Source organism: Longimicrobiaceae bacterium (genome assembly GCA_035696245.1).
Classification (GTDB): Bacteria; Gemmatimonadota; Gemmatimonadetes; order Longimicrobiales; family Longimicrobiaceae; genus DASRQW01.
The window spans coordinates 1-10,160 of record DASRQW010000558.1 but is presented as its reverse complement, the minus strand read 5'-3'; the positions used below and the strand labels follow the sequence as shown (position 1 = coordinate 10,160).

Below are 10,160 nucleotides of genomic sequence, written 5' to 3'. Positions count from 1 at the left end.
CAGCGGCGGTATCTGCAGCGCTCGCCTGCGATGGCGGGGGGGTTAACCGACCACGTGTGGAGTTGGGTGGAGTTTCTGACTCACTCTGCATACCACTGAAAAATGGAGTCACTACCGATCATTCGACCCAGATGTGAATTCGGAACTGGTCGCCCTCGCGCTTCAGATCAGAGCGGATCGGACCGTCGGTGCGATGGATTCCGTACTCACTATTCTGTTGGGAAACCTCAATCTCTCCGATTCCCCCAAACCGGAGCGTGAAGTGCGATCGGTCAAAGGCGCAGCCGGGGGTGTTCTTCGCCTCCACGTATGCCGGGCCGATCATCACCTTTGGGGCCAACGGTGTGAGCGTGAACAATTTGAAGTCGGACCCCTCCTCGCCGTGTTCGTAAAAGCAGACGATGTGGTCGACATCGACTACGACCTGGCTGGACGTGTCGTTGCCTACCGAGAGAAATGCACCCTGGCCCATGGGATCTTCCGTTGCTGGGAATCGAATAAAAGATGCAGAGTGGAAGCAGGAGCAAGCTGAAATTGGGGAGGGGATCCCTTCTGCCAAGATTGGAAAGGTATGGCGAGGCACTGCTATTTCTCTCCCGAACGATACGTGCGTCATCCGGCATGCACAATATCCCGTTCTCACCTGTTTAGAGCGGCATCGGCGTCTCGCCGAAGCCGAGATCAGGCCGGGCCAGTCACCCAATTCCGCGGCATGACGACCAGCCGTCGCTCATGCCTGTCTGTTCCACCCTGCGTGCGCGCGCCCGGACGCCGAGCGTCGGTAACGGAAGCTCGACTCATCGTCGGAACCAGGCTCCTGTATGTTCCAACGGTTCTGGCCGGCACTACCCAGGCTTCTGCCACAATTCTGCTTCGGTCCGCCTCCCCCTCGCTCCCGTCTTTCACCTCCCATCGTGAGCCTCCCAAATGAAAACCAGCCGCCACAGCGTCCTGCGCGCGTCGTTCGCACTGTTCGCATGCGTTGCGTTCGGCGTTCCCGCGGCGGGGGCGCAGGCGAACGGGTTGAGGAACGGGGGATTCGAGGAAGGGGATTCGGCGGGGGTGCCGGTGGGGTGGACGGCGGCGGGGCAGGGCTACCGGTTCCGCATCGTCGCGGAAAACGGGGTGGCGGGGGCGCGCGCGGTGGAGGTCTCGCGGCCCGCGACGGCGGCGGGCGGGGTGGGCTGGCTGGCGCAGTCGGTAGATGCGGCGCCGTTCCGTGGCCGGCGCGTGCGGCTTCGCGGGTACGTGCGCGCGAACGCGGGCCGCGGGGGGAGCGCGCGGCTTTCCGTGAACGTGAAGCGGCCGGCGGGGCAGGGCGCGGGCTTCTACGACGGGATGGAGGACCGGCCGGTGCGCGACTCCGCCTGGCGCGCCTACGAGGTAGTGGGCGACGTGGCGCCGGACGCGGAGAAGATATCCGTGACGGTGCAGCTCATCGGCGGGGCGAGCGCGGCGTTCGACGGGCTGTCGCTGGAGGCGGTAGGGCCGGCGGCGCCCGTCCGGACCGATGTGGCGAGGCCGCTGGCGGCGCGCGGGCTGGAGAACGAGATGGCGTTCGCGCGGCTGCTGGGCTACGTGCGCTGGTTCCACCCCAGCGACGAGGCGGTGGGCGCGAGCTGGAACGCCTTCGCCGTCCGCGGCGCCCGCGCGGTCGAGGACGCCCGAACGCCCGCGGAGCTGGCGGCGCGCCTGCGCGAGCTGGTGGGCCCGCTCGCGCCCACGGTGCGCATCGGCACACGCCCGTTCGCGCCGGGCGAGCGCGAGGCGGCGCCCGCGGGAGCGACGCGCTCGGTCACATGGCGGCACACGGGCGTGGCGACCGGCGCATCTCCGGAGATCTACCACGAGGAGCGCGTGTCGACGCCGTTGACGGAAACTGGCGTGGCGGACAGCATGCCATCTCCCGGCAGGCCGTTCCTCGCGTCGCTGGGCGGCGGCGTGTACGCGAGCATCCCGCTAGCGGTGTACGCGGACTCCGCGGGGACGCTGCCGCGGTCGGGCGCTCCGCTTCCTCCGGAGCCGACGGGCACCGCGGCGTTCAGCGGGGACGACCGCGCGACGCGGCTGGCGGACGTGGCGATCGCGTGGAACGTCTACCAGCACTTCTACCCGTACTTCGGCGTGGTGGCGGACTGGCCGTCGGTGCTCCGCTCGTCGCTCCGGAGCGCGGCGACGGACGCAGATGCGGGCGCGTTCACGGGCACCCTCCGCCGCATGGTCGCCGCCGCTCGCGACGGCCACGGCCTGGCGGTGCTGGCGTCGGACAGCTCGGTGTACTCGCCGCAGGTGCTGCTGGGCTACGTGCAGGGCCGCGTGGTCGTGCTCGCCGCCGCGCCCGAGGCCGGGCTTCCGCTCCGCCGCGGAGACGTGGTGGAGACGGTGGATGGCGTGCCCGCCGCCGCGCTGATGCGGCGCACCGAGGCGACCGTCTCCGGCGCCACGCCGCAGTTCCGCCACGTCCGCGCGCTCCAGGAGATGCTGAAGGGCCCGCACGGCTCCGTGTCGGTGCTGGCCGTTCGCCGCGGGTCCGCCGCGACGGCCGTGGTGCGCGCGGTGCGCACCACGCGGAACCCGCAGGTGAAGGAGCAGAGGCCCGGGAAGGTGGCGGAGGTCGCGCCCGGCATCGTGTACGTGGACCTGGACCGGGTGAACGACGATGACCTGCTGGCCGCGCTCCCGCGCCTGGCGGCTGCGCGCGGCGTGGTGGTGGACATGCGCGGCTACCCGCGCAACGTGGGCACCCCGCTCCTCCTCCAGCGGCTGACGCGGCGGACCATCTACAGCAGCCACTTCAACGTGCCCGTCGTCACCCGCCCCGACCGCGAAGGCGTCCGCTGGGACGACGACGGGCGGTGGAAGATGGAGCCCGACACGCCGTACATCTCCGCGCCCACCGCGTTCGTGATCGACGGCCGCGCGATCAGCTACGCGGAATCCACCGCGGGCGTGGTGGAGAACAACCATCTCGCGGCGCTGGTGGGCGAGCCCACCGCGGGCAGCAACGGCAACGTGAACTCCGTGCGCCTGCCCGGCGGCTACGCGGTGTCGTGGACGGGCATGCGCGTGCTCAAGGACGACCGCTCGCCCCACCACGGCGTGGGCATCCTCCCCACCGTCCCCGTCTCCCCCACCCTCGCGGGCCTCGCCGCCGGCCGCGACGAGCTGCTGGAAGCCGCCATCGCCCTCGTCACCCGCGCCGCGGCGAAGTAGCTGTCCTGCATCGGCACGTCCGATCCCAGAGTCGCCGGATCGTAATCGTCCGACCCGCTGTCGACCGCATCTACACATCCCACCGCACCGCCGAATCTCCCGCATCGACCGGCCACCCCATCGATTCACGGTGGTAGACGGTGGATGCCAGCAAGTCGACCCTCTCCCGGCAGCTTCGGGAGAGGGTCGACTTGTTCGGTGCGATGAGGAACGAGCTGATCTACAGCGGTTCGAAGGCGTGCGTGCGGCGGTCGGCGGGGGCGCGGACGGGCGAGATGCGGATGCCGCTGAGGCCGGGCTTCACCTTCTCCGGGTAGAAGTCGAGCAGCCCATTGACCTCCGAGCACCGCGAGCGCCAGGCGCGCCAGTGCCGCAGGTTGGTGATCCACTCGTCCCGCTGCACCGCGTTGAGGGTGCACAGCAGGCGTGGCAGGCCCTGCTCCGGGCCCAGAATGCGCAGCAGCGGCTCGGCCTCGCCGCGCGCGGTGGCGGCGGCGTGCGCCTCCTCCAGCTCCGTGGCCGTGCGGATGCCGTGCTCCAGCAGCAGGGCGATGGAGCGCTCGTTGGGCGCGTCGGCGCTGAAGTCCGGCCCGGCCGGGTCGCGCAGGTGCAGCTGGAGGATGGACTGGTCCACCAGGTCCACCAGCCGCGCCGTGGGAATGCGGGTGCGCAGCATCAGCTCGTACAGGTTGCAGTGCGCCAGGTTCTCCACGTTCTCGATCCCTTCCTCCACCAGCCGCGCTCGGTCGTACAGGGTGATGCCCTGCAGGCGGCTCAGCGGGTACGTCTCCTGGAACGACGGGACCTTCTTGCCCAGCCACTTGGAGCCCTGCAGCCACTCCTCCAACGCCGTGAGCGCCGTCTCGGGCAGGAAGCCCACCACGAAGGCGAAGAGCAGCACGCTGGGGCTGCTCATCTCGCGCCCGCCCACCTGCGCGAGCGCCGCGACCACCGCCGTGAGCACCGCCGCCACGATCAGGCGCGTGGTGATGTGGCTGTACGCCTTGGGGCCCAGGTCGCTGCGCACGTACCGGCGGAAGACCAGGTTCAGCGCGAAGAAGTACACGCCCAGGAACGCGTAGGTGAGGATGCCCTGCTGTGGCCGGAGCGTCTTCTCCAGCGTGTACGCGATGGGGCGCAGCGAGTCCAGCACGGGCAGCAGCGCCACGCACCACCCCAGCGCAAGCAGCAGCGTGCAGGTGAGGATGGGCACCGTGGTCAGCTTCCAGCTGTCGCCGCGCTTGCCGCTGCCGTACACCTCGTCCACCAGGTTGCCGTACTGCGCCTCGGCGTCGCCCATGGTCTGGAGGTTGGGGTCCAGGCGGATCACCTCGCGGTAGAAGCGCGTGCGCAGCGTGGCGCTCTGCTGGTGGTCGAACAGGAAGTACATCAGCGCGGGCAGCGCCGCCACCAGGCCGATGAAGACCAGCATCGCCACGCGGCCCAGGTTGGCGTCGTGCATGTCCGACGGCGCGAGCGACACGCGCAGGAGCGTGGCCGGCACGCCGAACGCGACCACCAGCACCATGGCGAAGGTGGAGAGCCACACCGCGTTGCCCAGCCCCGAGCGGATGGCGCGGCGCCTCTGCATGCTCCCCGTGGCGGGCGCGGCCGGGTCGTACAGCTCCGCCAGGCCGTAGTCCACCCAGCGCTGGTAGGCGATGCCCCCGAAGTAGCTCGCGTCACGGATGCGCTGGCCGAACGGCGGCAGGATGATGCAGTCCTTCCCGTCGGTCGTGGGGATGGCGATGCGGCGCGCGGTGCGGTTCTCGAGGATCATGGCTATGCGGGGGCGCGGGTGGGGCGGGGCGGGAGATGCGGGGCCGTGCACGTCCTTTCCGGCCGCAAGGTGCGCGCCACCCACGGCTCATCGCGCCGGCGCGCATCCGCCCTCACGGGCGGACGGCGGATGCGGCACGTCCGCCTCACCCCTCCCGCGGGGATGCGGATTCGATGTCCCACCATCTTCCCCGCCACCCGTCGTCTCCCCCGGCGGTGTCAGCGTGCGTCGCGGGCGACGGCGGCGAGGAGACTGTCCAGCCCGGCGCGGGGGATCACGCGGCCACGGAGGACGACGGTCTCGACCTGCCGCGTCGCGCGGATGTCGCGCAGCGGGTTCGCGCGGAGGAGGACCAGGTCCGCGGCCCGGCCCGCCTCCACCGTGCCCAGCGTGCCGGCAGCGCCCATGAGCTCCGCGGGGGCGAGGGTGGCGGCCCGCAGCGCCTCGACATTCGAGAGGCCGGCGTCCACCAGCAGCGCCAGCTCGTCGTGCAGGCTGAAGCCGGGATACGAGAACGCGACGCCCGCGTCCGTTCCCGCCATCAGCGGCACCCGCTCGCGCGCGAGGCGCCCGGTGAGCCACATCTCGTCCGCGAACCGCACGCGCTTGCCCGCCGCGTAGTCCGGCCCGCGGGCGATCTTGCCCAGCCGTTCCCGCAGCCACGACGCGCGCAGCGACGCGGGCACGTACGCCAGGCGCGGGTCGGTGACGTACGCCGTGTCGCCGAACAGCGCCTTCATCCGCAGCACCACCAGCGTGGGCACCTGCCACGTCCCGTTGCGGCGGAAGACCTCGAACAGCGGGGCGCACGGGGCGGGCTCGCGCGGCGTGCAGAACGGCTCCAGCTCGTCGCGAAGGTGCTCGATGCTGCGCTGGCCCGCGCGCGCCGCCTCGTCCGGCGTCACCTCGACGGGGACGTGCCCGGCTACGGGGATGCCCAGCCGCCGCGCCTCGTCCATCACGGCGAAGTACGCGCCCCGCGGGAGGAGCGAGTAGACCTTCACGAAGTCGGCTCCCGCGCGCGCCAGCGAGTCCACCGCCAGGCGGCCGCCCGCGCTGTCGCCCACCGCCAGGGAGATGCTGGGGTCCACCGGCTCCGGCCCGTCCACGATGGCCCCTGCGGCGTAGATGCGCGGATACGCGCTGCCGGCCCGGATCGAATCGCGCGCAGCGTGCAGCATCTCCAGCGTGCCGCCCATGTCGCGGATGCCGGTGACGCCGTTCGCCACGTACGCGGGCAGGAAGGTCCGCACCGCGTCTGCCGACCACAGCGAGTGGCTGTGCATGTCCCACAGGCCGGGGATCAGGAAGAGCCCCCGCCCGCTCACCCGCCGCGCTCCCGCGGGCACGGCAGCCCCTCCCGCGCGCCGCACGTAAGCGATGCGCGGGCCCGCGAGCCCGACGTCCAGGTGCTCGCGCGTGCGCCCCTCGCGCACGTCCACGAGGGTCACGTCCTCGATCACCACGTCCGCCGTCGTCGGCGAGGGCGTCGGCGGGCGGGGCGCGCACGATGCCAGCGCGAGCAGTGCGGCGAGGATCGGATAGTGTGGATCGATCGGCATCTGCCGTCTGGTCGAAGGTGTGAGATGAGATGCGGAGGATGGGATCCGCGGCGCCCGATCGCCGTCCAGGCTGGATCGGCATCCGCCGTATCTACGGAGATCGCCGTGGTCACCCCGGCGCACGCGCCGGCATCTACCGTGACCGGGAGATGTACGGCGCGCGGCGCTCGCCGGCGGAGGACGGGGAGTGCGTCGGGGATGGAAGGCAGGGTGCGGCCGGATGGGCCGGAAGGGTGGGCGTTCCGCGCGGCCGGGGGCGGCGCGGACGTGCAGCGAAGATGCGCATCCCCCGTCCGTTCCGCCAGCGGCGCGTACCCTCGGCGGGGGCGCGGTTTGACGCGGGGGTACGCGCCCTGCTATCAACCAATCGCACGCGCGGCTCCGCTGGGGCGCCGGGCGCGCGGGACGTCCCTCCCCAACCGCAGGCCAATGTCTGGAATCGAAGGGCTGCTCGCCGGGCGCACGCTAGCGGGCCGCTACAGCGTGGAGAAGGTGATCGGGCGCGGCGGCATGGGCGCCGTGTACCGGGCCACCGACGAGCGGCTGGGGCGCCCCGTGGCCGTGAAGGTGATGATGGTGCCCGCCAGCGACGCCGACTCGCGCGAGCGGGTGCGCCAGCGCTTCCTGCGCGAGGCGCAGGCCGCCGCGCGCCTGCGCCATCCCAACGTGGTGACGGTGCACGACTTCGGGGTCGACGAGGAGCTGGGGCTGGACTACCTGGTGATGGAGCTGCTGGAGGGCGAGGACCTCGCCGCCGCCATGGCGCGCGCGGGCCGGATGCCGCCGGCGACCGCCCTCGGCATCCTGGGCCAGGCCGCGAGCGGCCTGGCCGCCGGGCACCGCGCGGGCATGGTGCACCGCGACGTGAAGCCGGGCAACCTCTTCCTGGAGACGGGCGAGCAGGGCGGGGTGGAGGTGCGCGTGCTGGACTTCGGCATCGCGCAGGTGGCGTTCGACGACCTCACGCTCACGCACGTGACCGTGGCCGGGCGCGGCCCGCTCTCGCCCGCGTACGCATCGCCCGAGCAGCTGGCGGGCGAGCGGCGGCTCACGCCCGCGTCGGACGTGTTCAGCCTGGGCGCCGTCGCGCTCTACCTGCTCACCGGCGAGCGCCCGCTCACCGGCGGCGACCCCGGCCGCACCGGCGACGAGGTGGACGCCGGTATCGCTGCGGCCGAGGGGGTGCCGGGCGTGACCCCGGCGCTGGTCGAGGTGCTGCGCCGGGCGATGTCCACCAACCCCACCGCCCGCTTCGCCGACGGCGCCGCCTTCCGCGAGGCGCTGGACGCCGTCCGGTCCGGCGACGACGCCACCGCTCTGCACCTGGCCGCCGAGCCGCCGCCCGGAGCGCCGTTCATCCCCCTGGGCGCCCCCGTGGTGGAGGGGCCGGACCGCCGCTCGTTCCCCCGCCCGCCGGAGGATGCCACGGAGTTCGCCCCCGCACCGTCGGCCGGGTCGGCCGCGGCGCGCCACTCCGCGGGGATGGACACGCATCCGGCGGAGCCAGCCGCATCCCCCGTCGGCGTCGTTCCCCGGCGCCGGAGCCGGGCGTGGATCGTCCCGCTCCTGCTGCTGCTCGCCATCGCGGCCGCCGCGGCGTACTGGCTCACCCGCCCGCAGCCGCAGCCCGTTCCGGCGCCGGTGGCGGTGGTGGACAGCGCCGCCATCCGCGACAGCCTGCGGGTGGCGGACAGCGTCCGCATCGCCTCGGCCGCGGCAGACACGGTGATCCGGCGCGACAGCGTCGCCCGGGCGGAGCTGCTGCGGCGGCAGACGGATTCGGTACGCCAGGTGCGCGACTCGGCCGCGGCCGCCGCCCCGCCGCCCCTGCCGCCGCCGCCGGTGGTGGACCCCAACGCCACGTACACGCTGGGCGAGCTGGACGCGCCGCCCGCCCTGCGCAACCGCGACGAGATGGCGCGCCTGCTGGACCGCCGCTACCCGTCCATGTACCGCAACCAGGGCGGCAACGTGACCATCCGCCTCACCATCGACACCGAGGGCAGGGTGGACAAGGGCTCCATCGCCGTGGTCAGCTCGTCCAGCCGCGCCTTCGAGGACCCGGCGCGGCAGGTGGCCGAGCGGATGCGCTTCCAGCCCGCCACGCGTGCGGGCCAGCCGGTGCGCGCCAGGCTGGACTTCCCCATCGTCTGGCAGCCCACGCAGTAGCGTAAGCGCCGTATCTCCCGAGCGCGTGCTGGGGCGGGAGATGGTATGCTTCCTGCTCCTCCGCGCGGTCCCGGCGGCGGCCGCGCGAACGGCGCGGGACCCGCGGACACGGCCGGGAGATACGTCGCAAGGTGCTCCATGGCAACGACATCCACAGACCGTAGCGCGTCCGTCCGCCCCGGCGACGGGCGCCCGGCCGCCACGTACGGCCGCCGGATCGACTGCGCCGACCGGGGCCGCCGCGGCGGCTACGAAGCCGGCGGCCGCGGACGCGGCAACCCAGACCCGAACGCGGCCAGCCGCGCCCGCCGTCCCGCCCACTGAACCCAGCGGATCCCGTCCCCATGTCCGAGACGAACAGCGGCGGCGCCGCGATGGCCGCCGCCGCGCTCGACCCCGAAGAGCTTCGCGTGAGCCGCCTGCGCGCGGTGCGCGGGCCCAACTTCTGGCGCCTGGCGCCGGTGATCGCCTGCGACGTGCGCCTGGGGACGCTCGAGGACGTGACCTCGGCCCACATCCCCGGCTTCACCGGCCGCCTGCTGGAGCTGCTGCCCACGCTCCGCGAGCACCCCTGCTCGCGCGGCGAGGAGGGCGGCTTCGTGGAGCGGCTGGAGGAGGGCACGCACTTCCCCCACATCCTGGAGCACGTCTCCCTCGAGCTCCAGACGCTCGCCGGCTCCGACGTCTCGTTCGGCCGCGTGGTCGCGAGCGGAGACGAGGGCGTGTGGTGGCTGATCGTGGCGTACGAGGAGGAGGACGTGGGCCTGCAGGCGGTGCGCGACGCGGTGAAGATCGTGCGCGCCTGCATGACGGGCGCGGAGATCGACGCGGCGGGGATGGTGGAGGACCTGCGCGACCTGCTCCAGGGCGTGCGCCTGGGCCCGTCTACCGAGGCCATCGTGGAGGAGGCGCGGCGGCGCGGCATCCCCGTGCGGCGCCTCAACTCGTACTCCCTCGTCCAGCTGGGCCTGGGGAAGAACCTGCGCCGCATCCAGGCGGCGATGAGCGACTACACCAGCGCCATCGCCGTCGAGATCGCGCAGGACAAGGACGACACCAAGCGCGTGCTCGAGCGCGTGGGGCTTCCGGTCCCGAGCGGCGGTGTCGCGCGCACCGTGGACGACGCGGTCGCCCTGGCCGGGGAGGTCGGCTATCCCGTGCTCCTCAAGCCGCTCGACGCCAGCCACGGCGAGGGGATCTCCGCCCGCGTCGACGACGCCGACGGGGTGCGGCGCGCCTTCGCCGCCGCCGTCGCGGCGGCGCGCGGCGCGCCGATCGTCGTCGTCGAGCGCTTCGCCGTCGGGCGCGACCACCGCGTGCTCGTCGTGGGCGGCCGGGCGGTGGCGTGCGCCGAGCGCGTGCCCGCGCACGTGGTGGGCGACGGCACGTCCGACGTGCGCACGCTGGTCGTCCGCGCCAACGCCGATCCGCGGCGC

General features: G+C 72.9%; 7 protein-coding genes. 4 read left to right on the top strand and 3 right to left on the bottom strand.

Annotated features, from left to right (window positions below; translation table 11 throughout):
* Positions 1-118: 118 nt before the first annotated feature.
* Positions 119-472, bottom strand: coding sequence for a hypothetical protein (locus tag VFE05_24785; protein ID HET6233316.1), 354 nt, complete (start codon positions 470-472; stop codon positions 119-121).
* Positions 473-927: 455 nt separating this feature from the next.
* On the opposite strand from VFE05_24785, the gene VFE05_24780 reads away from it, so the two are divergent.
* Positions 928-3,213, top strand: a complete 2,286-nt coding sequence (locus VFE05_24780) for a S41 family peptidase (protein ID HET6233315.1) — start codon at positions 928-930, stop codon at positions 3,211-3,213.
* 220 nt (positions 3,214-3,433) lie between these two features.
* On the opposite strand, the gene VFE05_24775 is transcribed toward VFE05_24780, so the two are convergent.
* Together VFE05_24775 and VFE05_24770 are read right to left on the bottom strand one after the other, a co-directional pair.
* On the bottom strand, positions 3,434-4,993 hold the full coding sequence (locus VFE05_24775) for a hypothetical protein (protein ID HET6233314.1): 1,560 nt from the start codon (positions 4,991-4,993) through the stop codon (positions 3,434-3,436).
* A 218-nt stretch (positions 4,994-5,211) separates the two neighbouring features.
* Positions 5,212-6,555, bottom strand: a complete 1,344-nt coding sequence (locus VFE05_24770) for an amidohydrolase family protein (GenBank protein ID HET6233313.1) — start codon at positions 6,553-6,555, stop codon at positions 5,212-5,214.
* Between the two features lie 429 nt (positions 6,556-6,984).
* Here VFE05_24770 and VFE05_24765 point away from each other — a divergent pair, with 429 nt between their 5' ends.
* From VFE05_24765 to VFE05_24755, 3 genes are all read left to right on the top strand, one after another.
* The gene (locus VFE05_24765) at positions 6,985-8,724 is read left to right on the top strand and encodes a TonB family protein (GenBank protein HET6233312.1); all 1,740 of its coding nucleotides are present in this window, start codon (positions 6,985-6,987) and stop codon (positions 8,722-8,724) included.
* A 138-nt stretch (positions 8,725-8,862) separates the two neighbouring features.
* Positions 8,863-9,048, top strand: a complete 186-nt coding sequence (locus VFE05_24760) for a hypothetical protein (GenBank protein HET6233311.1) — start codon at positions 8,863-8,865, stop codon at positions 9,046-9,048.
* Between the two features lie 20 nt (positions 9,049-9,068).
* A partial coding sequence (locus VFE05_24755) for an acetate--CoA ligase family protein (GenBank protein HET6233310.1) occupies positions 9,069-10,160 on the top strand: 1,092 nt, incomplete at its 3' end.

Excerpts from the sequence above, each read along its gene's own strand:
- VFE05_24785 (HET6233316.1), bottom strand. The coding sequence starts at position 472 with ATGGGCCAGGGTGCATTTCTCTCGGTAGGCAACGACACGTCCAGCCAG.
- VFE05_24780 (HET6233315.1), top strand. The coding sequence starts at position 928 with ATGAAAACCAGCCGCCACAGCGTCCTGCGCGCGTCGTTCGCACTGTTC.
- VFE05_24775 (HET6233314.1), bottom strand. The coding sequence starts at position 4,993 with ATGATCCTCGAGAACCGCACCGCGCGCCGCATCGCCATCCCCACGACC.
- VFE05_24770 (HET6233313.1), bottom strand. The coding sequence starts at position 6,555 with ATGCCGATCGATCCACACTATCCGATCCTCGCCGCACTGCTCGCGCTG.
- VFE05_24765 (HET6233312.1), top strand. The coding sequence starts at position 6,985 with ATGTCTGGAATCGAAGGGCTGCTCGCCGGGCGCACGCTAGCGGGCCGC.
- VFE05_24760 (HET6233311.1), top strand. The coding sequence starts at position 8,863 with ATGGCAACGACATCCACAGACCGTAGCGCGTCCGTCCGCCCCGGCGAC.